Below are 26,157 nucleotides of genomic sequence, written 5' to 3'. Positions count from 1 at the left end.
TTGTCTTATTTTGAATTATATCATAAAAAATAAATCCTTGAATGTTCAGATTGGTAAAAAATGTGGTATACTGTTACGGTTATAAAGATATTCTATATACGAAGGGAAAATCCTCTTGATGAACCTGAGAGAAAACATTAGAAACATTGCAATTATTGCACACGTAGACCATGGTAAAACGACACTTGTAGACCAGCTGTTAAAACAGTCTGGTATTTTCCGTGAAAATGAACACGTTGAAGAACGTGCCATGGACTCGAATGATATTGAACGTGAACGCGGAATTACAATTCTGGCGAAAAATACGGCGATCGACTACAAAGATACGCGTATTAACATTTTAGATACACCGGGTCACGCAGACTTCGGCGGTGAAGTAGAGCGTATTATGAAAATGGTTGACGGCGTAATTCTAGTTGTCGATGCATATGAGGGTACGATGCCTCAGACACGCTTTGTACTTAAAAAAGCATTGGAACAAAACTTAAAACCGGTAGTAGTAGTAAACAAAATCGACAAACCGAGTGCACGTCCTGAAGAAGTAGTGGACGACGTACTTGAACTATTTATCGAACTTGACGCAAATGACGACCAGCTGGAATTCCCGGTTGTGTACGCATCTGCAATGAATGGTACAGCAAGTCTTGAACCACACCAGCAGGATGAAAACATGCAGTCTATCTACGATACAATTTTAGACTACGTACCTGCACCTGTTGATAACAGTGACGAGCCGCTGCAGTTCCAGGTTTCATTACTGGACTACAACGACTACGTTGGCCGTATCGGAATCGGACGCGTATTCCGCGGAACGATTAGTGTCGGTGAAACTGTATCGTTAATTAAAATCGACGGTTCGGTTAAAAACTTCCGCGTATCGAAAATTTTCGGTTTCCTGGGACTTTCACGCGTGGAAATTGAATCTGCGAGCGCAGGAGAACTGATTGCAATCAGCGGTATGGAAGATATTAACGTTGGTGAAACAATTACACCGACTGATGCTCAGGAAGCACTGCCTGTTCTTCACATCGATGAACCGACTCTGCAAATGACATTTGCAGTAAACAACTCCCCATTCGCAGGACGTGAAGGGAAACACGTTACAGCCAGAAAAATTGAAGAACGCTTAATGCTTCAATTAGAGACGGATGTATCATTACGTGTAGATCCTACAGACCAGCCGGATGCATGGAGAGTTTCAGGGCGCGGTGAGCTTCACCTGTCTATTCTTATCGAGAACTTACGCCGTGAAGGCTTTGAGCTTCAGGTATCAAAACCGGAAGTTATCGTACGTGAAATTGACGGTGTTAAATGTGAGCCGTTCGAACGTGTGCAAATCGATGTTCACGAAGAAAATACAGGAAGCATTATCGAATCTATGGGGACACGTAAAGGTGAAATGTTAGACATGGTAACAACAGGAAATGGCCAGACTCGTCTGACATTCCTTATTCCGGCACGCGGACTTATCGGATACCGCACGGAATTCATGTCGATGACACGCGGTTACGGTATCATCAACCATACTTTCGAAGAATACCGTCCATTAGTTAAAGGACGTATCGGCGGCAGAAGAAACGGTGTTCTTGTATCGATTGATAAAGGTGCTGCAAGCACGTACTCAATCCTTGCACTTGAAGGACGCGGAACGAACTTTATGGAACCTGGTACTGAAGTGTACGAAGGTATGATCGTTGGAGAAAACTCACGCGAAAATGACCTTGCAGTAAACATTACTAAAGTTAAAGCTGCCAATAATATTCGTTCAGCTAATAAAGAGCAGACAACTACGATGAAAAAACCTAGATCACTGACTCTTGAAGAAGCACTGGAATATATTAACGAAGATGAACTTGTGGAGATTACTCCGGAATCAGTTCGTATGCGTAAGAAAATTCTAGAGAAAAACGCTCGTGAAAAAGCGTATAAAAAAGGTAATTAATAATAGCGGAGTGGAGTGAGGCAGTTGTTTAATCCTCTCATTCTCCTGAATACCCAAAGTGGGACGGGGTTGCAAGAGCGCCTCACTTTCTTCGGGAGATTATATGGCCTGGATACGAATCCTGAAGCCGGTATGTGGTATTTATTCATTACGATTTTCGTGCTGTGTGCTATCGTGTATCAATTAGGATTTGCCCGCAAAGTTAAGCTGTGGCAAACATTAGTTATTTATTTAATGATGTTTATCGGCGTAATATTCCTGACATTTTTCGGTGCGTTCTATCCTGTTGCCGAGTGTTTAATTGTTATTGCAATTATACTCGCAGGTTACAGATACAGACTGCACAAGGAAAGAAAAGAAGGCAATATTGCACAGCCGAAAGGACCGCCGGCTCAATAACAGAAAAACCCGCGAACAATTATGTTCGCGGGTTTTTTATTTGAATTCTATTTTAGTTACGTAAACGAGACGCTGCTTCTCAATGCCGTCTTCACCGACGACTAATAAATCGAACAATCCATCTTCATGCAGGCGTTTGCCTTTATTTGAGAAGTGCGCATAAAATGTTTCGCGGTCTTTATATAAAAGTTCCGTTTCACCGTCGTTATGTACAAAAACAATTTTTGCATTTTCATCTTCAAATGCCTCGGCATATTCAAGAAAAGGTGCAAGGCTGATTACAAATGAACTTTCAAGCAGTTCGCTTTTTTTATGTTTTTTTTCAGATTTAAGTGTAGGCGGCTTTGTTTCCCCTTCGATAATTTGACGGTTCCACTCAGTCTCATCATTGAATGTAATTTCTTCACCATCCGCTGTCTGAGACAGTAAATCCTCTATTTTGATTTTACGGTCATCGAATATCCACGTCGATGGATCCAGAGTAATTTGGTAGCGTACATTCCCAGTAAGTTGTATTATCATTAATATCTCTCCCTTTGCTTAGAAATTATAGCAAAGTTTACGATATAATTATACAATAGATGATGAAACGTTAACTATTCTGTTTCTGGATGTCACTTGCTTTTTTATGATTGTTGAGATAAAATTTTATGAAGAGTAAATGAGGGGGGAACCGCGTGTCTGCTGAAAAACAAATGAGTAAAATTGCTTATGACCAATTAGACAAAGACGCCGATAGAATTCTCCAACTAATCGAAGTTCAAATGGAAAATTTAACGATGCCCCAGTGTCCTGTGTTTGAAGAAGTACTGGATACACAAATGTTCGGCTTATCGAAAGAAATAAATTTTGCAGTGAGACTTGGCTTAGTTGACGCACAAGACGGCCGTGCTATTCTGGATCATCTTGAAGTTGAAGTATCCAAAGTACACGAAGCATATATGGAAAAAGAAAAGAATCGAGTCTAAAGAATATTTCTTTAGACTTTTTTAAATGAGGGAACAGGCGTGCAATTTATAAAAAATTTCTTCAACTATGTAAAATCGTATTCCAAATACGTGGATTTTTTAATACTAATCGCATATGTTGCACTGTCGCTGATTGGACTGGTTATGATCTACAGCGCAAGTATGGTATCTGCACAAATGCAGTTTGGAGATGCTGAAAACTTTTATTCAAAACAGCTGGTGATTATCATTTTAGGATTTTCACTCGTCTTCTTTATGACATATTTTATGAGCGGGAACTTCTTTAAAATGAAAGGCGTCCAATTGATAATGCTGATTTCAATTATATTTCTGCTGCTGTTTACTATGTTTTTCGGTTCGGAAATTAATGGTCAGAAAAACTGGATTGATCTTGGATTTTTCAATCTCCAATCATCGGAGTTCTTTAAAATTATAGCGATTTTATACTTGGCATATATATATAATAAACGTGAAAAACGTATAGATTCTGATGACATAACAAGTATTATTCCTTTGGCATTTATTCTTATTGTGTCAGGAATGGTAATGCTTCACGATTTTGGAACATGGCTCGTAATTGCTGCAATGATTATAGGTACATTTCTGTATATCCGCATTCCTGTAAAAGCAATTTTATGGACAGGTGTATTAGTCGGGGGAGTAGGTGCAGCAATAGCCGGTATCACATTTCTGGTAAAGGGATCAATTCTAAATGAGTACCAATTGAACCGAATCGAAACATTCTTCCATCCCTTTAACGATCCTATGGGAACCGGTTATCAGCTGACGAATTCGCTTATTGCGATTTCACACGGCGGACTGTTTGGGACGGGAATCGGTAACGGCATTATCAAACTGGGTTATCTGCCCGAGCCGCATACCGACTTTATAATGGCGGTAATTGCAGAAGAACTCGGCCTGATAGGTGTGCTGTTAATCGTAGTACTGTACTTAATTATTATCGTTAAAGCATTAACTTATGCCCATCGTTCTACGGATACATTTTACAGAATTGTATGTATTGGTGTGGCGATGTATATTACGATGCAGGTATTTATAAATGTCGGCGGAATATCGAAAATTATTCCTTTGACAGGTGTGCCTCTGCCGCTCTTAAGCTACGGCGGATCATCGTTCCTCAGTGTGTCGATTGCAATCGGTCTGCTGATAATTGCAGCGAAACATGTTAAGCAGAAAGAAATTGAACTTAAAAGTAAATAAATATAATAAAAACCTTCTGACATTAAATTTTATTTTAATGTCAGAGGTTTTTTTATTTTTTACCTGTTGTATTATCGAGCTGAACTTGCGTTTCAGGCCATGAACGGCGGCCGTTATCGACTTCAAATTCTATGTTAACATCACCAATATGGTTTTGTTTCAATATAAGTGCTTCAATATCATCGCGTAATTCATTAGTATATTTAACAGTTAAATCCGGAGCGATTTCCGCAACGACTTCAACGTGGAGAGCGTCACCTTCTTTTAACACGATAAGTTTCTGGATATCCTTAATATCATCATGTCTTAAAACAATTTGAGAGATGCGCTGTTCCATCTGAGGATCACTCTCACCGAGCACACCTGCTGCATTTTCCATGAATACTTTGTAAACGATGTAGAACATCATGAGTCCGATGATTACAGAAACGATACCTTCAGATTGTGCCAGTCCTGTAAATCGTCCAATTAATATACCGATAATGGCAAGCAGTGCACCTACTGTAGCGACGGTATCTTCTAAAAATACCAGTTTAGTCGCAGGTTTTGCCCGGTTCATATATTTGTAGCTTAAAGTCAGCGGCTTAATGCCGTCATATGGCTGTTCAGCCTGCTGCAGCAGTTCTTTACCTGCTTTATACAGCACAAAACTTTCAAGTACAACTGCAATTGCAAGCACGCCGATGTTAATCAGCAGCATTGCAGTGTCAGTTTCTGTTGGCAGCGGTTCGATAATATGATGAATACCTTCTCTGACAGTTTCGTAAGAAAGTATCGCGACAATAATTATCGCAAACAGACAGACGAGGTTGACCAGTCTGCCGAAACCGAACGGAAATCTTTTAGTAGGAGCTTTCTTTGCGAGACTCGAGCCTGTAAATACAAAAAGCTGGTTAATGGCATCCCCGAGAGAGTGCATCATTTCAGCGAACATCGCGACGTTTGCTGTAAATAAAAAGGCGAGGCCTTTAAGCCCGGCAAGAATAAAGTTTACAATTGCTGCAGTCAGTGCAGACATGCTGCCTTGTTTAAGCAGAGCGAATATATCTTTCATGAATACATCTCCTTAAGTAAAACTTAAATTATTATGAATCAATACCCCAAATAGATAAAGTTATGTAGTGAAATAAAAAAATTCCCGTCAATCCGAAGATTGACGGGAATTCAGTTTTAATCTTTATTTCTCGATAACAGCATAATGAAGTAGCAGAGCAGTCCGAACAGCAGTGTAATAAACAATGCGTGGAACAATGCAATGAAAATATTTACCTTAGTAATTACTGCCAGCATACCTGTTAAAACTTGTGTCATCAGGAGAATAAATGCAATAATCCATCCTTTTCTAATAACCGGAGAATTACTGTAGTTGCGCAGCACATGGATGAGGATTAACAGCATCCATATCGCTAAGATCCCGACAAGGAATCTATGTCCCATCTGTACGGCCTGATAAAAGTTGCCCGGCAGTATTTCTCCTGGCATACAGTGCGGCCATTCAGTACATGCAAGTGAAGAGTCGGTGTGTCTGACCAGCGCTCCGCTGTAGATAACAAAATATATGTAGATGGTAAGTAATATCGTGTTATATCTTAAAAATGGACTGACATAAATTTTACGTTCATGAACGCCGTGTGAGACTTCAAAAATAAGTATTGTCAGCAGGAATACTGCTGCAAAACAAATTAATGAAATACCAAAATGGGCTGCAAGTACGAAGTCGCCTTCCCAAATACCAATTACAGCTGCTGCGCCTATCAATGACTGGATCAGGATAAAGCTGAGTGACAGATAGATGAGGAATTTAGCTTCCCGAACATGTCCAATTTGTTTCCATGCCATATAACCTAATATTAATAGGAAGATAATAGCAATACCTGAAACTCCACGGTGTGCGAGTTCGATAATTGTGTCGAGCGGCCAGTCTTTAGGAATAAGCTGACCGTGACAAAGCGGCCATGTTTCTCCGCAGCCGTCTTCAGAACCTGTTTTTGTAACAAGTGCGCCACCAATCTGTACAAAGACCATGATCAGTGTCGTAATTATTGCTACAATCTTTAAATTTCTATACAAAATGCAACACCTCAAACAATCACGTTTCTGTTCGCTATACAAATTATAAATATATATTAGAATAACATTCTTTGCAATGTGCAAAGTTTTGAATAGCTCTTAACAATTTATAAAACTATGGTAAAATTAACTAGTGTAGAGATTCATACCATACTCTTATGAGTATAAAGCAGAACCCGTATCATAATGAGGCATATTGATGAATAATTCATGAACAATGCAAAAAGTAACAATTTTATTTCAAATATGTATAGAAAATGTGACCGGGATAATCTATTATTAAAGGTAAATGTGTTTGTTTATGAAAGGGGGCGTATAGATGCACAGTGATGTATACCAGCAAGAGGTACATCAAACAGCACGCAGCAAAAAACTGAAAGCAGTTAAAACACTCATCAAGGATGGCATAATTAAAGCGAACTTAATACCTGCATTCGCAGCTGGCTTTTTTGCTGTTATGTATTATAACATTTCATTTTTCGAAGCGATTCCTGTCATGCTGTTGATGCTTCTAGGTACGACACTAGTCATCGGAGGCGTTTGTGCCCTTAATAATTTCTATGACAGAGATATTGACCGGCTGATGAAGTCGAAACTGGAAAGGCCGAGTATTGACGGAACATTTTCAGGCAAAGAGATTCTTAATATCGGATTTTCGATGTTTGGAATCGGTCTGGTAATGTTGTTTTTAATCAACACGACTGTCGGAGTTCTAGGGTTAACCGCAGCGTTTGGTTATGCAGTTGTATATTCGATATTTGCAAAACGACATCTTGTCTCAAACACAATTATAGGAGCGATTCCCGGAGCGATGCCTCCGCTAATAGGCTGGGCAGTATTTGAGCCTAATCTACATATGTTAGCGTGGTCAATGTTTATCGTAATGTTCATATGGCAAATGCCTCATTTCTATGCACTTGCCATAAGACGCAGCGATGAGTACAAAGAAGCTGGTATTCCGATGCTGCCTTCCGTGAAGGGAAATGTTCGCACTAGAAACTCCATTATTTTTTGGGTGGCACTTCTTTTGTTCACACCACTTATGATGTTTGAACTTGGTATGTGGTTTGTTGCACTGACTACCGTGCTTAATGTTATCTGGTTTTATTTAAGTGTTAACCGGTTCAAACGGATCACAGACTATAATCGCTATGCCGGGCGAATATTTGTCTTTTCACTCAACTACGTCGTGATATTTTTCGTCATGATTATCGTAGCCGGCTTACTTGTGAATATTTAAAAAGTAAATGAATGAAAGAGGGGTCTAACAATGAATTTAAGTTTTCTTAAAGGTAAGGCGCTATTACTAGTTTCTGCTCTTACTCTTTTCCTTGCCGGTTGTGGTACTAATGAATTAAGTACCTTGAGACCTGCGGGTGAAGTTGGACAAGAACAGTTTAACTTAATAGTATTATCAATCATTATTATGCTGCTTGTTATCGCAGTAGTTACTGTATTGTTCACTATCGCAGTTATGAAGAGCCGCAGAAGCAAAAAAGGTGAGGATTTCGAACCCAAAGATGTTTCAGGAAACCACACTCTTGAAGTTATCTGGACATCAATACCAATTCTTCTGCTTATCGTTTTAGCTATACCTACAGTTTATTACGTATTTAAGCAGGCAGATACTGAAGCGATGACAGATGCTGAAGGCAATGTAAACTCTGAAGAAACAGTAATCAACGTCAGAGCATATCAGTACTGGTGGGAATTTGAATATCCTAACGAAGAAGTAGTTACAGCTCAGGAACTTGTCGTTCCTACTGATCAAAAAGTATACTTCAACCTGCAGGGGACAGATGTGAAACACTCATTCTGGGTACCGGCTGCCGGTGGTAAAATGGATACTAACATCGATGGAATTAACAGCTTCTACTTAGTATTCGACGATGAAGCATCTCAGGAAGCAGACCGTTTATTCTACGGTAAGTGTGCTGAGCTTTGCGGACCGTCACACGCATTAATGGACTTTAAAGTTAAAGCATTACCTGAAGAAGAGTATGAGCAGTGGCTTGCAGATATGAAAGCAGTTGAAGAACCTGTACAGGCTTCATCTGAAGATGCACAGCGCGGTGAAGAAATCTTCAATAACTCATGTATGGGTTGTCACGCAGCTACACCGACAAGCCCGGGTGCTATGGGTCCTAACTTAACTAACTTCGGTGACCGTGACTTAATCGCTGGATTCTTAGAACATGATCAGGAAAATCTTGAAGCATGGATTAAAGATCCTGAGTCATTCAAACCGGACAACAAAATGGCAGGCACTTACGAATTAACTGACGATGAAATTCAAGCAGTAGCATCTTACTTAATGGAACTTAAAGTTGAAGAAGGTTCCGGCGATGTATCGCAATTAAGAGAACCCGCTGCAGATGAAGAGTCAGAAGAGGGAGGTAACTAGCAATGTCGCAAGCAACAGAGAAGAAAAATAGTGTTTGGGCAACGATTTGGGATTATATGACAACCGTTGACCATAAAAAAATTGCAATACTGTATTTAATTGCTGGTGGATTCTTCTTCGTACTCGGCGGTATCGAAGCAATGCTGATTCGTATTCAGCTTGCAGTGCCGAATAACGACTTCCTTTCAGCAGGACTGTTTAACGAAGTAATTACTATGCACGGAACAACGATGATATTCCTGGCAGCGATGCCGCTGTTATTCGCGTTTATGAACGCTACAGTACCGCTCCAGATTGGTGCACGTGACGTAGCATTCCCATTCTTAAACTCACTGGGTGTCTGGTTATTTATCTTTGGTGGTATCTTCCTTAACCTTTCATGGTTCTTAGGCGGAGCGCCGGATGCGGGCTGGACAAGCTACGCATCACTGTCAATTGCATCACCCGGACACGGGGTTGACTTCTATGCACTGGGACTTCAGGTTTCAGGGGCAGGTACTTTAATATCGGGTATAAACTTCGTAACAACAATTATTACGATGAGAGCACCTGGTATGACGTATATGAGAATGCCGCTTATGACATGGACTACACTTGTTGCAGGTGTACTGATTGTCTTCGCATTCCCGCCATTAACAGCAGGACTTTTCCTGTTAATCTTTGACCGTATGTTCGGCTCCAACTTCTTTATAGTAGAAGCCGGAGGAAATACGATTATCTGGGAGCATTTATTCTGGATCTTCGGTCACCCGGAAGTTTATATTTTAATTCTTCCGGCATTCGGGATATTCTCTGAAATATTCTCGACATTTGCTCGTAAACGTTTATTCGGTTACTCAGCAATGGTATTCGCAACAGTGCTTATCGGTTTCTTCGGATTCATGGTATGGGCACACCACATGTTTACAGTAGGTCTTGGACCGACAGCCAACGCAATTTTCGCATTGGCAACAATGGCAATCGCAGTACCGACAGGTATTAAAATATTCAACTGGATTTTTACAATCTGGGGCGGAAGTATAGAGTTTACAACACCTATGCTCTACGCACTGGCATTTATCCCGTCATTCGTTATGGGTGGGGTAACAGGAGTTATGCAGGCTGTCGCTCCAGCTGATTATCAGTACCATGACTCATACTTTATCGTAGCTCACTTCCACTATGTAATCGTCGGCGGGGTAGTGTTCGCTTTACTTGCAGGACTTCACTACTACTGGCCGTTAATGTTCGCTACGATGCTGAGTGAGAAACTTGGGAAAGTAGAATTCTGGCTGTTCTTTGTCGGCTTCCATATGACATTCCTGATCCAGCACTTCTTAGGATTATGGGGAATGCCGCGCCGAGTATTCACATATTTGGACGGACAAGGTTACAACGCAGCAAATATGATATCATCCATTGGTGCCGGATTAATGGCATTGGCTGTTATCGTGTTAGTAATCAACATTATTATAACTGTAGCGAAAAACCAAAAAGTTGGACGTGACCCGTGGGGTGACGGACGTACACTTGAGTGGTCATTGCCACTTCCTGTACCGTATTACAACTTTGCTCAGCTTCCATTAGTACGCGGACTTGATGCATTCTGGATTGAGAAAAAAGAAGGTAACGGAGAAATGCTTCCGGCGGAATCACTTGATGATTTCCACATGCCTAACAATTCAATCATTCCATTTGTAATGTCATTAGGACTATTCATTGCTTCATTTGGTGCACTGTACTTTGCTTCAGGCAAAGAGTGGGCAATCGATGCAGTAGCAGACTTACCTGTAAGACCTTGGGCATTCTGGGTACTTGTAATTGGACTTGCAATTACATTTATCTCAATGATTACACGTTCATTTAAAGATGATCTTGGTTACTATGTAACTAAGGAAGAAGTATTGAAAGATCTTGAAGAACAAGAAAGGGGTGCTAAATAATGGCTGAAATGAAATATAATGTCCCTAATGAACAGTGGCCTGGGCACCCGGAGACAGCAACACTCGAAGGTAAAAACAAATTCGTCGGTTTCTGGACATTCTTAGGCGGAGAGACAGTATTATTTGCATCATTATTTGCGACTTACCTCGCATTAAAAGACAGCGTACCAAGCTCGGATCATATGCTCGCAGCTGATCTTTTCCACCTTGAACTTGCATTTGTCATGACGATGTTATTACTTACATCGTCACTGACGAGTGTGTACGCTGTGTACCACATGCGTAATAATAATTTCAGCAAGATGCAGTTATGGTTAGCAATTACAGTATTGCTTGGTGCAGGATTCCTTGCCTTGGAAATTTACGAGTTCTATGAATACGTACACCTTGGCCATACTTTCAGATCCAGCGCATTCGGCAGTGCATTCTACATTCTGATTGGTACTCACGGTTTCCACGTAATTATCGGTCTGATTTGGATTACCGGTCTGATTATCCGTAACGCAACGCGCGGTTTATCAGTTTATACAGCAGCTAAAGTCAACACTGCAGCATTGTACTGGCACTTCATTGACGTTGTGTGGGTATTCATCTTCACAATCGTTTACCTGTTAGGAGTGATATAAATGGCTGAATTAGAAGCAAAATCAATGACAGATACTCAGTTGAGAAACTTAAGACGACAAAGAACTAAAGAAATGCGTCTGCAGCTTACAGGATTTTCATTTATGATTTTCTTAACATTTATGGCGTTCGGTATGGTTGCACTGGATTTTAATGCAACATTTATAATGGGAATTGTAATGTTGTTTGCATTCATTCAGGTTATTCTTCAGTTCTACTATTTCATGCATATGAAAGATAAAGGGCATGAGTTTGCTAAACTGTTTATGATTGTAGGAATGTACTTCGCAATTGCATTCTGTGTAACATTCATTTATATCGTATGGATTGGACAGCCACTCTAATACAAAAAAAGATGATCTCTTTGGAGGTCTTCTTTTTTTTGGTCAACAGTTTGTCACTTTGTGTGTTTTTATCGTCTTGAGTTATAAAGACAATAATTTTATACTAGAAGTAATAAGGTCAAATTTAAGGTGGTACCGATGGAAAATATAACTTCAATTAAAATATTTGGTTTCATGGCAAACTGGAGTCCATTTTTCCTGGCCTTCGTCATTCTCATCACAGCAGTATTTTTTCTGATAACGACGAAATGGTACAGGGATTTTGAAGGCGGGCGTCCGCTGACTCGAAAAGAAGGCGCATTATTCGTTGTAAATATGATTTTACTGTATGCAATGTACGGGGCACCTGTAGATTTACTAAGTCATATTTTATTTACATTCCACATGGTGCAGATGGCGTTTGTGCTGTTTTTAATCGCACCGCTGATTTACTTCAGTGTGCCGGATTATCTGCAGAAATATATTGTGAAGCTGCCGGTAATTGGTCCAGTGCTTCGTCTCGGAGCTAAAAAGCCGCTGGTAACGCTGATGCTGCTTATTGCTGCATTTTCGATTTACCATCTGCCGGTCGTTATGGATAACTTAAAAATGAGTGCAACACTACATACAGTAGTACTTGCGTTAATGTTCCTGACAGCGGTGATGGCATTCTATCCGATATTTAACAAAGTGGAGCCGGAAGAAGAACAGCTGGGCGGATTATTTAAACTGCTTTATATTTTCGGTATCGGTGCGTTTGTGACACCGGCATGTGCGCTGATTATCTTTGCAGGCTCGCCTATGTATTCAACATTCACCGAAGGCGAAGCGTGGCTTAGCGCAATGGCATTATGTGTGCCGGCAGGAATTCTTGACAGTATTGCCGGTGCCGGTATGATATCAGGTCCTGAGTATTTCACGAATACGACGCCGCTCGTAGATCAGCAGACAGGCGGAATTATTATGAAAGTACTTCAGGAAGTATTTTTTGGTGTGATGCTTGCTCACATATTCTTTAAATGGTTCAATGAAGAGCGTCAAAATGAAGATCAGATTACAGAACGTGCTTTAGAAAAAGCACAGGCACAAAAAGAAATGAATAATCGTTTTAGAGTATAGGAGGAAACATCTTGGACATATATTTTATCCTGCCAACGATCAGTACGTCATTTATCGTCTTAAGTGCGATATTTATGGCAATCGGGGTTTATCATATTAAAAAAGGCAATGTGCAGACGCATGAGAAATTCATGACATTTGCTGCAATTGCAGCGTTATCATTTTTCGTTATCTACATATCGAAAACAATATTCCTCGGGAACACACAGTTCGGCGGACCGGATTCACTTGAAATATACTATGTAATATTCCTTGTCAGTCATATTATTCTGGCTACAACAGGTGGTATTTTCGGGGGTATTCAAGTATTTACCGGTAAGAAAAACAAACTGCGTCAGCACAGAAAATTTGGTATGACAGCAGCGACAATCTGGTTCTTTACTGCAATTACCGGTGTTATGGTTTATATCATTCTTTATATTCTGTATCCGGGCGGAGAAACGACCGGCTTATGGGATGCAATATTCCACCAGAACTGAGAAAAACCTCTTACAGATTAACTCTGTAAGAGGTTTTTTTATGTAGCAGCTATTATAAAGTAAAGCCAGCAACTTCAGTTAATTCTTTGCTGATTGCTCTAATTTTGCTGATCGCATGTTCAACGATGCGTTCAGGGAATACTTCGTCGCTGCCGTATTCGATACCAGTCGGATAATAATGTTTACCCATGTACGGGTCCATTAACTGCATTGTTGCATCATTTGCACCAACGTCTCCATCTACTGCATATCCAGGAAAACGTAAGTAATAAATACCTTCAGGAATTTCGTATTTATAATCGAAAGTCATACGTTCATAATCCCAACTGCCGCCAAGAACACAACCATTGTGGTTCATAATATCCTGCAGTGAGCCTTGTGGAATGACTACATTTTCAATACCTGAGTTTTCAAAAACCATCATTTTGCCCCCTATCATTTATCCATTACCCTAATTTTAATCTATTACAATACAGGTTGCAAATGGTATTTATCATATAGTAACAAATGTATCGATATGATAAAATGATTGGGGAGAGGTGATTATATGATAACAAGTACAGATTTTGAAATTATGGATTCACTAGACTCTCTAAACGATATGGTTACTGAGACAGAAGAATATAAAAACTACTGTAATTATAAAGCGCTCTTGGACACAGGCGATGAAGTCAGAGGAATGATTAAGCATTTTGCCCGTTTAAAAGAAGAGTTTATCGACGTTGAACGATTTGGCAAATATCATCCTGATTTCAGTACGAAACGAAAAGAGATTAATCAGTATAAAAAAGCATTGGACATGCATCCGATAATTATGGAATACAGAAGAGCAGAATTTCAGCTGCAGTCGCTGCTGGATGAAATACTCTTTATTATTGGACAGTCGGTCAGTCCTCATGCAAATATCGTCAGCAGTAATCCATTTTTCTCAAACAGTTCAAACAGCGGCTGTGCAACAGGCGGAAGCTGCAGCTGTGCAGGTTAATATATATTTAAAACACGTTCCCGGGTGGAAACGTGTTTTTTTATTGGATTAAAACGGGTGCAGTCAGGGTTTTGGATACATATGAGTTTCTGTCACGCCAGTCCTGCGGGTTTTGGATACACATGAGCGCCGATCACGCCAACCCTGGGAGCTTTGGATACATATGAGTTTCTGTCACGCCAGTCCTGGGGGTTTTGGATACACATGAGCGCCGATCACGCCAGTCCCAAGAGTCTGGGATAGACATGAGCGCCGATCACGCCAGCCCCAAGAATCTGGGATACCCGCCGCCGCATCAATCCCGCGCGTAAATCAAAAACAGGACCCGCACATCAGTGGGTCCTGCCTAATTAAATATAAAATTAATATCTTTCTTTTAAAAGGTGATAACTGATGTCCGGATAGTCGGTCACTATAGTGTGTGCACCTTTTTGGATGAGTTCATCCATTTTATCCATCTTGTTAATATTCCAATATCCCACTGCGATGTTAAGGCTCGTTAAGTACTCGATAAAACGAGCTGTATCTAAACGGATGCCGTTGTATTCCGTTGGGATCTGGAACGTATCTGCCTGCGGCTCATACATATGCCCAAAACCTGCACGGTGCATGAAGTAAGCACGGCTGACCTGATCGACACCGGCACCGAGTGCAACAGTATCTTCAGCATACAGGTTGAACTGATTAATTTGAATATCGTGGAAACTTGTGACGAGTACGCGGTCCTCAGCGCCGAGTTCAGTAATCAGACGGTAAAGGAGACTCGGTACGAGGCTGCCTGCATAAGTTTCCGGATCATCTTTAATATCGATATTGATGAGTGTGCCCGGATATTCCTGAATCAGCTCGCGCAGTGTGACAATTTTAGCTTTGTCATGTCCGCGGTAAGGGTGATTCCCTTCGACATCAGTAAAGTGGTAGCCGAAATCAAGTTCTTTTAAGTCCTCGAGTGTCAGGTTGCTGATTTTCCCGGCACCGTTCGATGTTCTGTCTACATACGCGTCGTGGAATACTACAATCTCTTCATCTTTTGTTAAGCGGATGTCGATTTCGAATCCTTCTACATTGAACTCCGATGCCTTATCAAATGCAATGCGTGTATGTTCAGGCGCGAGCCCCATACCGCCGCGGTGTGCAAATACATACGGTGAACGCTGTTTGAAGTACGGTTTAATATCGCGCACTTTCGTTTCTTTCATTAATTTCGTACCAGCCCAGAGGCCGAGTGTCAGACCTGTTGCGACGCCGACTGCTGTAACCATTCTTTTAAAACATTTTGCCATGTTGGAAACCTCCATGAGATATTCATTTAAAAAACATATAAGATATATGTTATTATGATTCTAAAGATTTAGATAGGTGGTCAGTCAATGTTAGTCAACCGACTTGGTATATATGTTTATTTTAAACAAAATAAATTCATTCGACAATTGAAACGGCACGGACATTTAATTTATGTGAATAAAACTAAGAAATATGTCCTTCTGTACATCGATGAAAACGACTTGGATAAAACACTCGCAGATCTCGGTAAATTAAAATTTGTTACTGATATCGTGATGAGTGAATACCCAAATATAAAACGCGAATATCATACTGAAGATAAAGAAAAAGAAGATTATCGAGTAATGTAAATCAGGTCATTGGTATAACCAGATGATTTAATCTTAAAACTCCGGTTAAATACTGATAGAACTGTTCACGTTCGTAAAAATCTTCCGGTGATTTTGTTGAAAATTCAACGATGCTGAGATTTTTATCCTCACACCATGATTTTATCAACTGATATTTTTTACCCTGTCCTTCGTTATAGACGATGCCGTTAAAAACAGTATAGATTGCCTGAACGTCTTGTTCGACAGGTTTCATAACCAGTAAAAATGTAGCAGGCGATTTATCGTTGTATAAAAATATAGCATGCTTAACACGTTCATGATTATATTCAATCAGCGCCTGTAATTCAAATATTTCGTGGTAGCCTTCACCCATCGTGATGAATTTCTGCATGTAATCAACTCCTATAAATTATAATATATGACTAGAGAGCCAAATGAAAGGGCAATACTTATGAGAATTATCAGCGGGAAATATAAAGCAAAGAAATTACATACTTTAAAATCAAACGATACAAGGCCTACAAGCGATAAAGTGCGTGAAAGTGTATTCAGCATGCTTGGCGACGTCGAAGGGGGCGTACTGGACCTGTTTGGCGGCACAGGCGGTCTTGCAATCGAAGCGTTAAGCCGCGGAGCCGGCAGTGCGATGATTATCGACGGAGCGGGTGATGCGATCAAAATTATTAAAGAGAATACTAAAGATCTCGATGAGCCGGTGGAAATTTTCCGCAACGATTACCGCCGGGCGTTAAAAGCCATGGGGAAACGCGGGAAATCATTTGACCTGATATTTTTGGATCCGCCTTATAATAAGAAACTGATTGATAAAAGTCTCGAGCTGATTTCGGAATATAATATTTTAGCAGACGGCGGCAGAATTGTTGCTGAAGCGAGTAAAAACGAAAAGTTTGACCATACAGGATTTGAAGTCGTGAGAGAAAATGAATACGGCTCGATTAAAGTATGGCTGCTTATTAAAGATGGAAAGTAGGGGAGCATTTTGACAAAGAGTAAAATAGCTGTAGTACCGGGAAGTTTTGATCCGATTACATACGGACACCTGGATATTATAGAACGCGCCTGTAAAATTTTCGATAAAGTATACGTTTCAGTGTTAAGAAACTCTTCAAAACAGGGATTGTTTTCACCGGATGAGCGCATCGATTTAATTTCGGGGGTAACAAAACATCTGGACAATGTAGAAGTGGTGCAGTTCGACGGACTGCTCATAGATTTCTGTCAGCAGGTCAAAGCGGATGCAATTATTAGAGGATTGCGCGCGGTCAGTGACTTTGAATACGAAATGCAGCTGACGAGCATGAACAGAAAGCTCGACAGCCAGATTGAAACGATGTATATAATGACGAACAACAACTATTCATTTATTTCATCATCGATCGTTAAGGAAGTTGCAAAATACGGCGGCAAGATTGAAGATATCGTCCCGCCGCTGATTGAAGATGCATTAAAAGAAAAATTTAAGGAACAATAATAACCGGAGTATTGAAATCATTCTTCTGTCCGCCGGTAAAAGTATTATATACTTCCGTGGCCGTCACTTCTTGTGACACAAGGTCACGGTTTTTCTTATTTACATTCGTAATGATATTTACATTACCGATGCTTTTTAAATGCTGCTGCCCGTTTTTTGTCATGCCGAGAATGCGTACACTGTCGGTAAGCATATGCTGCTTCATCACGTCATTGGTAATATTCAAAAGGATCGCAATCATCAGTCTGCTGAGCCGTGTCCAGGTGTAGCGTTTGGTTTTCACCGCTGATAAAAATGCATCATAGCTGTCTGCACTGAGGATTTTATCTTTCAGACGGTGTTCGAGTCCTTCGGTCATCATATAAATATTTTTAAGTTCTGCTGTCGAACGGGTTAAAATGACAGTTTTCAGCGTCTCGTAAAAATCTTCATTGGAAGCTAAGTGACTGTCCATCATTTGATTGATAAGACTTTCAGGCATAAATTTCCGGGCCTGTTCAGTATCGCTCTGGAACAGGGCAGCACGCAGACTCGTTGCGCTGGAAAATTCTGTGCTGGATAACGAAGCATCGCTGTAGTTGTTGCCGATACGCTTTATCGTTCCGGGTCTGATTAATGAATCTGATTCTTTAAGTGCATTAATATAAGCAATGCCGAGCGTATCGTTTGGAGACGAAAGCAGAGTGCTGTCAGCAAGAGCGCTTATTGCACGCGGATAGCTGTACCCTTGTTTTAAAAGATGATTGAACTCAGGTGAATCTTCAAGCGGGGCGGATTCGTCCGCTGCATTAATCAGTGAATCGATGCTGCCGGACTCGCTGCCGAACACCAGGTCAGTCGCCTGGAGTTTATCCGCAATATGCACGCCGCCGCGTGCGAAATCATCCGCGGAGCTTACAGCGTTTAATAACGGGAGCTCTGCGACGAGGTCGACATGTTTAAGTGCGGCTTTTGTCCGTGTAAACTTATCCGTAATTGCGATTTCGCCGCGCTGGGTAAAGTTTCCTGACATAATGGCAATAGTGACATCGGGCTCTGTGAGCGCCTTGGCTTTCTCTATATGATAAATGTGCCCATTGTGGAATGGGTTGTACTCTGTAATTAATGCTAAAATTTTCATACATAAACCCCCGATAAATGTTATACTAAGTGTATCAAAATATTAGACAGATTGAAGTTATTTGTTAAGAAAAAAACTTGACACTTTTTCTTTATAATTGTACAATATCTGTTGTGCTCATAAGAGGTGGAATTGTATGAAATGGTCGCTTTCACAAATAAGAAAGTACGCCAGTGAGAAATTCACTTTTGATGAAACTGTTCAGTTAGACACATTGTTTGATCGTGCGGACATACTTGCTGTAGAAGATATTAATATATATGGTGATATGTTTTTCGGACATCATCGAGTAGATGTTGACTTGCATATATCGGCGGTTGTTAAGATGATCGACAGCCGGAGCGGTGATACCGTTAGTCTGCCTCTCGAAATACAATCTGTCGAAGTGTTTGATGAAACACTTGAAGAAGACGAGGAAACAGATGATGACAACTTGCATCCGCTGGTCCATACACTGGACTTGGAACCTGTAGTCAGAGAACTGCTAATCGTTAACTTACCGACAGTTTATACTGAGAGTGACGAGCTACCCGGGTCATCAGGAGCAAGTGGTTGGACAGTAATGGATGAATCGGAAGCCAGCGGTAAAAAACCGGCTGTGGATCCGAGATTACAAAAACTAGAAGCTTTAAAGCTAAGCGATGAGGAGGAATAACAATGGCAGTACCTAAAAGAAGAACATCAAAAACACGTAAAAATAAACGTCGTTCACACATGAGACTTTCATTACCAGGAATGGTAGAATGCTCAAACTGCGGTGAAACTAAATTAGCTCACCGTGTATGTAAAGAGTGCGGAAGCTACAAAGGCGAAGAAGTCGTAGCAAGTGCTAACTAATTGCCTTAATAAGAAAACGGTCTGAAAATCTTAACTTTAAGATCTTCAGACCGTTTTTTTGTGTTTTTATGTTTGAAGGCTGGAGTTAGGCGGGAATCTTTTGCAGCGGCATGAGCGGGTTTCATTGGTTTGGAAGGTCGGAATCCTATGACTGACTCTCATAGGTCTCCGTGTCGTTTAGAAATCCTATGACTGACTCTCATAGGTCTCCGTGTCGTTTAGAAATCCTATGACTGACTCTCATAGGTCTCCGCAGCGTTTAGGAATCCTATGACTGACTTTCATAGGTCTCCGCAGCGTTTAGGAATTCTATGACTGACTTTCATAGGTCTCCGCAACGTTTAGAAATTCTATGAATAACTCTCATAGACATCCGGCACAACAAAATCCAACGATTCCAGGCAGATTCTAAAGCAAAAAGCCGGGACTAAATTACCAGCCCGGCTCTGCACATCAGATAAGTATTATTTTGGATACCACATTAGTGATTCGTCTGCCAAATCGCGTTCGATATCATATTCGTGGGCGTCGAAATCATGTTTTTCAAAAAAGTTGCGGGAGTTTTGGAAGCGGCTGATGGCTTTAATCGGAATGTTAAATGATTTGGCGTACTCAATCAGTTCACTGCCGAATCCTCTGCCCTGATATTTTTCCAGTACTTCAAGTTTCCATATAACTAAATAATCAGCTGTGTCAGAGTTAATCGGATGTTCTGTGTCTTCCTGGCGATACAGGCACATTCGTGCTGCCAGGTCATCGCCCTGGTAAATACCGTAAAAAGGTGAATCGATATTTGCATCGATTACATTGGCTTCGAGTTCATCAATCATGTGAAGTTCCTGGGAACCGTACTCACGGAATTTTTTAAATTCTTCTGCTGTTTTGTAGTTAATCGCTAAATTTTTTACTTTTGACATTTGGCAACGCTCCTTTTTATACAGTATATTCATAATTGCTAAGCCGTTCAATTGTTTTATAGTTAAATAACTTTTATACTTTGAATAACCATTAATTGAGGAGAAAGATTTATGCATTTTGAGACTATTGATTTTTCTAAAAACATACATAATAAAACTGACATTAAACAGTTCTACGGCGGTTTATCGTACGATGAAAAAAGCATTAAAGAAGTGCTTCAGCGTCCGGTACACGGTCATACTGCAAAGCTCGGCAGCATTATCGAAGCGGATATGTCACAGTACGGCATATCACAAGAGCAGCAGCATAATATTGAACTGCTGAAAAAAGGACATAAGGTTGTTATTGCCGGCCAGCAGGCAGGATTATTTATGAGCCCGTCGTATATTATTCATAAAATTATATCAATTTTAGTCGTGGCTAAGGAAATGAAAGAAAATCACGGCTACGATGCAGTACCGGTATTTTGGATTGCAGGTGAGGATCACGATTTTGAAGAGGTGAATCACACACATCTTTATGATACCTATCACCGCAGACGGATTAAAGTAAGTTACAAGCCCAATTTAACAGTGCCGATGAGTGTCGGTTTTTATAATTACGATAAAAAAGCGATGACTGAAACGCTTGATAAAGTATTGGGTTATATCGGTGACTCGGATTATGCAGCAGAGTTAAAGAAGAAAGTATCTGAATCTATTGAGCGATGTACGTCGTGGACGGACTTATTTCACAGTCTGGTCCACGAAACATTTAAAGATGATGGTCTGGTAATTTTTAATTCACATCTCGAATCGGTGCGTGAGCTTGAAGTGCCGATGATGCAGCAAATATTTAAGAAACATAAAGAAATTGACGATGCATTTAAATCCGGACAGAATGAATTTTTAAAGTCGGTCAATAAAGCACCGGTCATTCAAACAGACACGAATGTTCATCTGTTTGTGAATGCGACAACAGTACGTTCGCTGCTGACTGAAGCCAAAGACGGCTCCGGCTACATTCTTGGTGATAAAAACCTGAGTCATGATGAAGTATTGAAACAAATTGAAGAGTCGCCGGCGGAGTTTTCCAATAACGTCGTGACGAGACCGCTGATGCAGGAAATGCTGTTTAACACTGCTGTATTTTTAGGCGGCGGGGCCGAGGTATCGTATTGGGGAGAGCTGCATAAAGTATTCGGTGCAATGAATGTCGAGATGCCGATCGTCATGAAGCGGATGGAATTTATGCATGTGGATGACAGAATCAGCAAGCTGCTTAAAAGATATGAGCTGATGCTGGATAACAGTATCTCCGAACAGATAGAGGAGCAAAAAAAGAGGCTTATTAAAACTCATACAAATGATGAGGTTATAAATGAAATTGAACGCGTAAAATCGACTCTTGAAGATGCATTTAAGCCGCTGTATGAACACGCGGATGAATATTTTAAGAGCGGGATAATCGACGGTAACAAAAAACGCCATATGAATGAACTTGATTATTTGAAAAAACGCTACTCAGTGGATGTAAAACGCAGTTTAAGACAAGAGCTCAACAATCTGGACGAATTAAGCGAAAAATTGATGCCGAATGGCGCATTGCAGGAAAGACTCTATCATCCTTGGCAGTTTGCGATGAGTAATTGGGATTATTCCCCACTCAGCTATACAGAGAAATTAACGGTCATAAAAAGTTAATAATTAGCGGATACCATGCGATTTCTTCATTTGAAGAAATCGTTTTTTTAATTTAATAAAATATTTGGCAATCTTTTTTATAATTTGTGGAGGAAAGTGGGGAGATGTGGTAAATTAAATATATAGCGGGGTGAGAATATGTTCATGGGTGAGTATAAACATAATTTGGATACGAAAGGCCGCATAATTGTGCCGAGTAAATTCAGAGAATTACTCGATGAACAATTCGTTATTACGCGAGGGCTCGACCGCTGTTTATTTGCTTATACAGTGGACGAATGGAGCCGCATAGAAGAAAAACTTAAAGCGCTTCCGCTGACTAAGAAAGATGCACGTAAATTTACGAGATTATTTTTCTCGGGTGCAACGAACGTGGAAATCGATAAGCAGGGACGCATCAATATCCCGCAAAACCTGCGTGAATACGCAGGATTATTAAAAGATTGCACCGTTATCGGTGTATCCAGCAGAATCGAAATTTGGGATTCAGCAGCCTGGGAAGATTTTTATACAGAATCAGAAGATAACTTTGAAGATATAGCAGAAGATTTAATCGATTTTGACCTTTAGGATGTGACAAATTGTTCAACCACACTTCAGTTTTATTGAAAGAAACAGTCGATGGTTTAAATATTAAACCGGACGGCATGTATGTCGATGCAACACTCGGCGGCGGCGGACATACATCATATTTATTGTCACAGCTTGAAACAGGCCATGTCTATGCATTTGATCAGGACATGACAGCGATAAATAACGCCCGTGAAAAATTTAAAGACAACAGTAACATAACTTTAATTCATACAAATTTTGAAAATATAACAACAGCACTTAACGAATTAGGTGTGACAAGTGTCGATGGTATACTTTACGATCTCGGCGTTTCAAGTCCGCAGCTAGACGTTACAGAACGGGGCTTCAGTCACTCAAAGACAGCACGACTCGACATGAGAATGGATCAGACGCAGTCGCTGGATGCTTACGAAATTGTTAATGATTATCCGTACGAAGCTTTAGTCGGTATTTTTTTCAGATACGGTGAAGAGAAGTTTTCGAAAAAAATTGCAAGAGAAATCGAACGTTTAAGACAAATCGAATCAATTGAAACAACGACCGAACTGGCGGAAATTATTAAATCGCAAATTCCTCAGAAGTTTAGAAGAACAGGCGGACATCCTGCGAAACGTATTTTTCAGGCGCTCCGTATTGCAGTTAACGATGAGCTGGGTGTATTCGAGCGTTCATTGGAGCAGGCAATTGAACTGCTGAACAAAGATGGCCGTGTATCGGTAATCACATTCCACTCTTTAGAAGACAGAATTTGCAAGCAGATGTTCGTTGAATACGAAAAAGGGCCGGAGCTGCCAAGAAATATGCCGATTATCCCTGAGGGCTATGAACCGGTATTAAAAAGGGTAAATCGAAAACCGATTATCGCCGAAGGCGACGATCTCGAGTCCAACCCGCGTGCGCGCAGTGCGAAGCTTCGAATTGCTGAGAAACAAGTATAGGAAGTGTTGACATGGTAGTAGAAAGATATACTGAAGTAAATCCTGCGAAAAAAGTATACAGAGAACCTGACAGTCAGCCGAAAACCCTGAAAAAAGAAAAACTTGTCGGGATAAAGCGGATGGAAATGGCTATTTACATAACGCTGGCGGTTCTGATTGCAGCGGTTTCCATATATGTGCTATCTTTGAAAATGGAAGCATACAACTATCAAAGTGAGAAGTCATCTATAGAACAGACAATTGCAGTTAAAAATGGTGAGATCAGTGAGCTGAATACTGAAGTCACATACCTTGCTTCCTACGATCGCATATACGAAAAAGCTCAGGAACTGGGCTTAGATTTGAATAATAGCAATGTAAAGGTTGTAGAAAAGTATGGCGAAGATTAGACGGAAACTCAGTCTTAAAAATAGCAAGGTAACAATTGGCGCACTCCTGATATATTTCGGTATAGGAGTGCTTTTTCTTTTGATTATCGGACAATTCACGAAATTGATGATATTTCAGACGATAGATGATGAAGATTTAATCGCAAGAGGGCAGGATAAGTATGCCGTCAGCGCGATAAATGAACCCGAACGCGGAGAAATTGTCGACCGTGAAGGCAATATCCTGGCAGCTGATATGGAAGCTTACCGGATTGCCATAATTACGGATGAGAATTATCCAAATCACGTGAGCAATCCAAAAGAGACAGCAGCATTACTTGCTGAAGTTGTCGATATGGATAAAGCAGAAATACAAAAACAAATTGAAGAAAACATTGAAAAGGGCCAGTTCCAGATGGAACTTGGACAGGCTGGACGCAATGTTTCATATAATGATAAGAAGTTTCTGGAAGAATCAGAAGCGACAGGTATAGTTTTTGAACCCGAAACGAGACGTTTTTATCCGAACGGGCAATTTGCTTCGCATTTAATCGGCTTTGCTGAATTAAATGATGAAATTGGCGGCCTCGACGGGCAGCTCGGTTTTGAGCGTATTTATAACGACCTGCTGCAAGGTGAGCCGGGCAGTGTGGATTATTCTCAGGACGTCTGGGGTTATATTGTGCCGAACTCTGATAATGTTAAACCGCCGGTCAACGGGCATGATATTAAACTGACTATCGATCCGAATATTCAGCTCTATCTTGAAGATACATTATCGGATATGGAAGAGCATTTTGAGCCGGAAGAATTAATTACGGTTGTCGCTGATGCAGATACAGGTGAGATTTTGGCAAGCGGTCAGCGCCCGACATTTAACCCTGAAACGCGTGAGGGCTTCGGGAACAGCTGGCTGAATATGCTTTATGAATATTCATTTGAACCGGGTTCAACATTTAAAGTATTCGGACTGGCAGCGGCTATCGAAGAAGGCGCCTACGACCCGGATACTGTTTATACTTCAGGCTCGATGGACGTAATGGGTTCAACGATCTACGACTGGGAAACTGAAGGCTGGGGCGATATTACTTATAATGAAGGTATGCAGTATTCTTCAAACGTTCTGATGATGATTTTGCAGGATAAAGTCGGCGCAGATAAAATGCTTCAGTATTATAAAGACTTCGGCTTTGGAGAGACAACAGGATCTGAATTCCCGACAGAAGTTACAGGACAGATGGCCTGGGATAATGAACTGCAGCAGAAGACAACATCTTTCGGACAGACATCGACAGTAACGCCGATTCAATTGATTCAGGGTATGACGGCACTGTTGAATGAAGGCGAAATGAAGAAACCTTATGTTGTTGACGAAATTACGGATGATTCCGGGAAGGTCGTATATGACGGTAAGGAAGAAACAGTTAGACAGGTTATTTCTCCGGAAGCGGCAGAGAAGACCGTGTCTGAAATGAATACACTGATTGACGGTTCGCTGGATCATAACCCTCAGTATAAATCTGATGAGTATGAAGTTACGGGGAAATCCGGTACTGCTCAGATTTATGATCCGGACACAGGCGGATATATGGATGGAGATTATCAATTCTTCACTTCATTTTTAGGGTATGCGCCAAAAGAAAACCCTGAAGTGATTGTCTATTACGGTATTAAGCTTGCCAGTGAGAACAAAAGTGAAACATGGGATAACGGTGTCGCACGCGGCTTTAATCCTCTGATGGAACGAACGCTGAAATATTTAGAAGTATCTGAAGCGGACGTATCAGGTGATCATAATGTTGTCGAAATCGGAGACTACAGAGGGCAGGAGTTAGACGCCTTAACTGGCGAATTAAATGATACAATTGATGTGAAAATAGTCGGGAACGGTACAGAGATTACTGAGCATTTTCCGCAGGATGACACGCTGCTGCCTTACGATTCATTGTTTGTAAAAACAGATGGTGAACCGACACTGCCGGACTTCAAAGGGCTTTCGAAACGGGAAGCGTTGATGCTGGCTGACTTTATAGGTATAAATATTACAGTCGAAGGTGAAGGTTACGTAAACAGCCAGTCACAAAATGCGGGCACAGCAATAACGGAAGAAACTGCTGTGGAAATCACTTTATCGTCTAATGACCCGAACGATTAGGA

The 26,157-nt window shown here is 40.7% G+C and carries 30 protein-coding genes; 22 read left to right on the top strand and 8 right to left on the bottom strand.

Annotated features, from left to right (window positions below; genetic code table 11):
* Positions 1-115: 115 nt before the first annotated feature.
* Together typA and H625_RS0102520 are read left to right on the top strand one after the other, a co-directional pair.
* Complete coding sequence (gene typA / locus H625_RS0102525) at positions 116-1,942, top strand: translational GTPase TypA (RefSeq protein WP_026858498.1); 1,827 nt, start codon at positions 116-118, stop codon at positions 1,940-1,942.
* Positions 1,943-2,011: 69 nt separating this feature from the next.
* Positions 2,012-2,341, top strand: a complete 330-nt coding sequence (locus H625_RS0102520) for a YlaH-like family protein (RefSeq protein WP_245573083.1) — start codon at positions 2,012-2,014, stop codon at positions 2,339-2,341.
* A gap of 36 nt (positions 2,342-2,377) precedes the next feature.
* Here the strand turns inward: H625_RS0102520 and H625_RS0102515 are convergent, their stop codons facing one another.
* Positions 2,378-2,863: a hypothetical protein gene (locus tag H625_RS0102515; protein WP_051238937.1), complete on the bottom strand. Its 486-nt coding sequence runs from the start codon at positions 2,861-2,863 to the stop codon at positions 2,378-2,380.
* A gap of 173 nt (positions 2,864-3,036) precedes the next feature.
* Between H625_RS0102515 and H625_RS0102510 the strand changes: the two genes are divergently transcribed.
* Together H625_RS0102510 and H625_RS0102505 are read left to right on the top strand one after the other, a co-directional pair.
* A complete protein-coding gene (locus tag H625_RS0102510; protein ID WP_084135691.1) occupies positions 3,037-3,309 on the top strand; it encodes an Fpa/YlaN family protein in 273 nt (90 codons plus the stop codon).
* A gap of 39 nt (positions 3,310-3,348) precedes the next feature.
* A complete protein-coding gene (locus H625_RS0102505; RefSeq protein WP_026858494.1) occupies positions 3,349-4,530 on the top strand; it encodes an FtsW/RodA/SpoVE family cell cycle protein in 1,182 nt (393 codons plus the stop codon).
* 52 nt (positions 4,531-4,582) lie between these two features.
* Here H625_RS0102505 and H625_RS0102500 read toward each other — a convergent pair whose 3' ends face one another.
* On the bottom strand, positions 4,583-5,584 hold the full coding sequence (locus H625_RS0102500; RefSeq protein ID WP_026858493.1) for a cation diffusion facilitator family transporter: 1,002 nt from the start codon (positions 5,582-5,584) through the stop codon (positions 4,583-4,585).
* A gap of 116 nt (positions 5,585-5,700) precedes the next feature.
* On the bottom strand, positions 5,701-6,600 hold the full coding sequence (locus tag H625_RS0102495; protein ID WP_026858492.1) for a COX15/CtaA family protein: 900 nt from the start codon (positions 6,598-6,600) through the stop codon (positions 5,701-5,703).
* 319 nt (positions 6,601-6,919) lie between these two features.
* Here H625_RS0102495 and cyoE point away from each other — a divergent pair, with 319 nt between their 5' ends.
* The 7 genes from cyoE to H625_RS0102460 all read left to right on the top strand — a co-directional run bounded on the left by cyoE (position 6,920) and on the right by H625_RS0102460 (position 13,471).
* Positions 6,920-7,840: a heme o synthase gene (cyoE, locus tag H625_RS0102490; protein ID WP_026858491.1), complete on the top strand. Its 921-nt coding sequence runs from the start codon at positions 6,920-6,922 to the stop codon at positions 7,838-7,840.
* 30 nt (positions 7,841-7,870) lie between these two features.
* A complete protein-coding gene (gene coxB / locus H625_RS12435) occupies positions 7,871-9,004 on the top strand; it encodes a cytochrome c oxidase subunit II (protein ID WP_051238936.1) in 1,134 nt (377 codons plus the stop codon).
* A 2-nt stretch (positions 9,005-9,006) separates the two neighbouring features.
* Entirely contained in the window at positions 9,007-10,926 is a 1,920-nt protein-coding gene (locus H625_RS0102480; RefSeq protein WP_026858490.1) for a cytochrome c oxidase subunit I, read from the top strand.
* Positions 10,926-11,552 carry a cytochrome (ubi)quinol oxidase subunit III gene (locus H625_RS0102475; protein ID WP_026858489.1) on the top strand — a complete coding sequence of 209 codons (627 nt, stop codon included), beginning with the start codon at positions 10,926-10,928 and terminating at the stop codon, positions 11,550-11,552. Before H625_RS0102480 ends, H625_RS0102475 begins: the two co-directional genes overlap by 1 nt.
* Positions 11,553-11,894: a cytochrome C oxidase subunit IV family protein gene (locus H625_RS0102470; protein WP_051238935.1), complete on the top strand. Its 342-nt coding sequence runs from the start codon at positions 11,553-11,555 to the stop codon at positions 11,892-11,894.
* Positions 11,895-12,032: 138 nt separating this feature from the next.
* Positions 12,033-12,992 carry a cytochrome c oxidase assembly factor CtaG gene (gene ctaG, locus H625_RS0102465; protein ID WP_026858487.1) on the top strand — a complete coding sequence of 320 codons (960 nt, stop codon included), beginning with the start codon at positions 12,033-12,035 and terminating at the stop codon, positions 12,990-12,992.
* Between the two features lie 11 nt (positions 12,993-13,003).
* Entirely contained in the window at positions 13,004-13,471 is a 468-nt protein-coding gene (locus tag H625_RS0102460) for a DUF420 domain-containing protein (protein WP_026858486.1), read from the top strand.
* A gap of 52 nt (positions 13,472-13,523) precedes the next feature.
* Here the strand turns inward: H625_RS0102460 and H625_RS0102455 are convergent, their stop codons facing one another.
* Positions 13,524-13,892 (bottom strand): YugN family protein, encoded by a 369-nt coding sequence (locus tag H625_RS0102455; protein WP_026858485.1) that lies wholly within the window; start codon positions 13,890-13,892, stop codon positions 13,524-13,526.
* A 126-nt stretch (positions 13,893-14,018) separates the two neighbouring features.
* Here H625_RS0102455 and H625_RS0102450 point away from each other — a divergent pair, with 126 nt between their 5' ends.
* The gene (locus tag H625_RS0102450) at positions 14,019-14,456 is read left to right on the top strand and encodes a YlbF/YmcA family competence regulator (RefSeq protein ID WP_026858484.1); all 438 of its coding nucleotides are present in this window, start codon (positions 14,019-14,021) and stop codon (positions 14,454-14,456) included.
* 362 nt (positions 14,457-14,818) lie between these two features.
* On the opposite strand, the gene H625_RS0102445 is transcribed toward H625_RS0102450, so the two are convergent.
* The gene (locus H625_RS0102445) at positions 14,819-15,739 is read right to left on the bottom strand and encodes a glycerophosphodiester phosphodiesterase family protein (protein WP_026858483.1); all 921 of its coding nucleotides are present in this window, start codon (positions 15,737-15,739) and stop codon (positions 14,819-14,821) included.
* A gap of 87 nt (positions 15,740-15,826) precedes the next feature.
* On the opposite strand from H625_RS0102445, the gene H625_RS0102440 reads away from it, so the two are divergent.
* The gene (locus tag H625_RS0102440) at positions 15,827-16,090 is read left to right on the top strand and encodes a DUF2129 domain-containing protein (protein WP_026858482.1); all 264 of its coding nucleotides are present in this window, start codon (positions 15,827-15,829) and stop codon (positions 16,088-16,090) included.
* Between the two features lies 1 nt (position 16,091).
* Here the strand turns inward: H625_RS0102440 and H625_RS0102435 are convergent, their stop codons facing one another.
* Positions 16,092-16,463: a DUF7147 family protein gene (locus H625_RS0102435; protein ID WP_026858481.1), complete on the bottom strand. Its 372-nt coding sequence runs from the start codon at positions 16,461-16,463 to the stop codon at positions 16,092-16,094.
* A 27-nt stretch (positions 16,464-16,490) separates the two neighbouring features.
* Here H625_RS0102435 and rsmD point away from each other — a divergent pair, with 27 nt between their 5' ends.
* Positions 16,491-17,063, top strand: a complete 573-nt coding sequence (rsmD, locus tag H625_RS0102430; RefSeq protein ID WP_084135674.1) for a 16S rRNA (guanine(966)-N(2))-methyltransferase RsmD — start codon at positions 16,491-16,493, stop codon at positions 17,061-17,063.
* A 9-nt stretch (positions 17,064-17,072) separates the two neighbouring features.
* Positions 17,073-17,564 carry a pantetheine-phosphate adenylyltransferase gene (coaD, locus tag H625_RS0102425; protein ID WP_026858479.1) on the top strand — a complete coding sequence of 164 codons (492 nt, stop codon included), beginning with the start codon at positions 17,073-17,075 and terminating at the stop codon, positions 17,562-17,564.
* On the opposite strand, the gene H625_RS0102420 is transcribed toward coaD, so the two are convergent.
* The gene (locus H625_RS0102420; RefSeq protein ID WP_026858478.1) at positions 17,551-18,684 is read right to left on the bottom strand and encodes a nucleotidyltransferase; all 1,134 of its coding nucleotides are present in this window, start codon (positions 18,682-18,684) and stop codon (positions 17,551-17,553) included. The genes coaD and H625_RS0102420 overlap by 14 nt on opposite strands.
* A 136-nt stretch (positions 18,685-18,820) precedes the next feature.
* Here H625_RS0102420 and H625_RS0102415 point away from each other — a divergent pair, with 136 nt between their 5' ends.
* Both H625_RS0102415 and rpmF read left to right on the top strand, forming a co-directional pair.
* A complete protein-coding gene (locus tag H625_RS0102415; RefSeq protein ID WP_026858477.1) occupies positions 18,821-19,339 on the top strand; it encodes a YceD family protein in 519 nt (172 codons plus the stop codon).
* A gap of 2 nt (positions 19,340-19,341) precedes the next feature.
* Entirely contained in the window at positions 19,342-19,521 is a 180-nt protein-coding gene (gene rpmF, locus H625_RS0102410; protein WP_026858476.1) for a 50S ribosomal protein L32, read from the top strand.
* Between the two features lie 464 nt (positions 19,522-19,985).
* On the opposite strand, the gene H625_RS0102405 is transcribed toward rpmF, so the two are convergent.
* Positions 19,986-20,438: an N-acetyltransferase gene (locus H625_RS0102405; protein ID WP_026858475.1), complete on the bottom strand. Its 453-nt coding sequence runs from the start codon at positions 20,436-20,438 to the stop codon at positions 19,986-19,988.
* Between the two features lie 111 nt (positions 20,439-20,549).
* Here H625_RS0102405 and bshC point away from each other — a divergent pair, with 111 nt between their 5' ends.
* The 5 genes from bshC (at position 20,550) to H625_RS0102380 (ending at position 26,155) form a co-directional block, all read left to right on the top strand.
* On the top strand, positions 20,550-22,121 hold the full coding sequence (bshC, locus tag H625_RS0102400) for a bacillithiol biosynthesis cysteine-adding enzyme BshC (protein ID WP_026858474.1): 1,572 nt from the start codon (positions 20,550-20,552) through the stop codon (positions 22,119-22,121).
* 138 nt (positions 22,122-22,259) lie between these two features.
* Positions 22,260-22,691, top strand: coding sequence for a division/cell wall cluster transcriptional repressor MraZ (gene mraZ / locus H625_RS0102395; protein ID WP_026858473.1), 432 nt, complete (start codon positions 22,260-22,262; stop codon positions 22,689-22,691).
* An 11-nt stretch (positions 22,692-22,702) separates the two neighbouring features.
* Complete coding sequence (rsmH, locus tag H625_RS0102390) at positions 22,703-23,632, top strand: 16S rRNA (cytosine(1402)-N(4))-methyltransferase RsmH (protein ID WP_026858472.1); 930 nt, start codon at positions 22,703-22,705, stop codon at positions 23,630-23,632.
* 11 nt (positions 23,633-23,643) lie between these two features.
* Complete coding sequence (ftsL, locus tag H625_RS0102385; protein WP_026858471.1) at positions 23,644-24,021, top strand: cell division protein FtsL; 378 nt, start codon at positions 23,644-23,646, stop codon at positions 24,019-24,021.
* Entirely contained in the window at positions 24,008-26,155 is a 2,148-nt protein-coding gene (locus tag H625_RS0102380) for a penicillin-binding transpeptidase domain-containing protein (RefSeq protein WP_026858470.1), read from the top strand. The genes ftsL and H625_RS0102380 overlap by 14 nt, the downstream gene beginning before the upstream one ends.
* Positions 26,156-26,157 lie beyond the last annotated feature (2 nt).

The organism is Jeotgalicoccus psychrophilus DSM 19085 (assembly GCF_000425845.1).
Taxonomy (GTDB): Bacteria; Bacillota; Bacilli; order Staphylococcales; family Salinicoccaceae; genus Jeotgalicoccus; species Jeotgalicoccus psychrophilus.
Note: the sequence above shows the minus strand (reverse complement) of the source record. Positions and strands in the feature narration are given on the sequence as shown.

Coding starts and splice junctions, on each gene's coding strand:
- H625_RS0102515 (WP_051238937.1), bottom strand. CDS start 2,863: ATGATAATACAACTTACTGGGAATGTACGCTACCAAATTACTCTGGAT.
- H625_RS0102445 (WP_026858483.1), bottom strand. CDS start 15,739: ATGGCAAAATGTTTTAAAAGAATGGTTACAGCAGTCGGCGTCGCAACA.
- H625_RS0102450 (WP_026858484.1), top strand. CDS start 14,019: ATGATAACAAGTACAGATTTTGAAATTATGGATTCACTAGACTCTCTA.
- H625_RS0102435 (WP_026858481.1), bottom strand. CDS start 16,463: ATGCAGAAATTCATCACGATGGGTGAAGGCTACCACGAAATATTTGAA.
- cyoE (WP_026858491.1), top strand. CDS start 6,920: ATGCACAGTGATGTATACCAGCAAGAGGTACATCAAACAGCACGCAGC.
- bshC (WP_026858474.1), top strand. CDS start 20,550: ATGCATTTTGAGACTATTGATTTTTCTAAAAACATACATAATAAAACT.
- H625_RS0102405 (WP_026858475.1), bottom strand. CDS start 20,438: ATGTCAAAAGTAAAAAATTTAGCGATTAACTACAAAACAGCAGAAGAA.
- H625_RS0102475 (WP_026858489.1), top strand. CDS start 10,926: ATGGCTGAAATGAAATATAATGTCCCTAATGAACAGTGGCCTGGGCAC.
- rsmD (WP_084135674.1), top strand. CDS start 16,491: ATGACTAGAGAGCCAAATGAAAGGGCAATACTTATGAGAATTATCAGC.
- H625_RS0102470 (WP_051238935.1), top strand. CDS start 11,553: ATGGCTGAATTAGAAGCAAAATCAATGACAGATACTCAGTTGAGAAAC.
- ftsL (WP_026858471.1), top strand. CDS start 23,644: ATGGTAGTAGAAAGATATACTGAAGTAAATCCTGCGAAAAAAGTATAC.
- ctaG (WP_026858487.1), top strand. CDS start 12,033: ATGGAAAATATAACTTCAATTAAAATATTTGGTTTCATGGCAAACTGG.
- H625_RS0102480 (WP_026858490.1), top strand. CDS start 9,007: ATGTCGCAAGCAACAGAGAAGAAAAATAGTGTTTGGGCAACGATTTGG.
- coxB (WP_051238936.1), top strand. CDS start 7,871: ATGAATTTAAGTTTTCTTAAAGGTAAGGCGCTATTACTAGTTTCTGCT.
- H625_RS0102420 (WP_026858478.1), bottom strand. CDS start 18,684: ATGAAAATTTTAGCATTAATTACAGAGTACAACCCATTCCACAATGGG.
- rpmF (WP_026858476.1), top strand. CDS start 19,342: ATGGCAGTACCTAAAAGAAGAACATCAAAAACACGTAAAAATAAACGT.
- mraZ (WP_026858473.1), top strand. CDS start 22,260: ATGTTCATGGGTGAGTATAAACATAATTTGGATACGAAAGGCCGCATA.
- H625_RS0102510 (WP_084135691.1), top strand. CDS start 3,037: ATGAGTAAAATTGCTTATGACCAATTAGACAAAGACGCCGATAGAATT.
- H625_RS0102440 (WP_026858482.1), top strand. CDS start 15,827: ATGTTAGTCAACCGACTTGGTATATATGTTTATTTTAAACAAAATAAA.
- H625_RS0102415 (WP_026858477.1), top strand. CDS start 18,821: ATGAAATGGTCGCTTTCACAAATAAGAAAGTACGCCAGTGAGAAATTC.
- H625_RS0102380 (WP_026858470.1), top strand. CDS start 24,008: ATGGCGAAGATTAGACGGAAACTCAGTCTTAAAAATAGCAAGGTAACA.
- H625_RS0102500 (WP_026858493.1), bottom strand. CDS start 5,584: ATGAAAGATATATTCGCTCTGCTTAAACAAGGCAGCATGTCTGCACTG.
- H625_RS0102455 (WP_026858485.1), bottom strand. CDS start 13,892: ATGGTTTTTGAAAACTCAGGTATTGAAAATGTAGTCATTCCACAAGGC.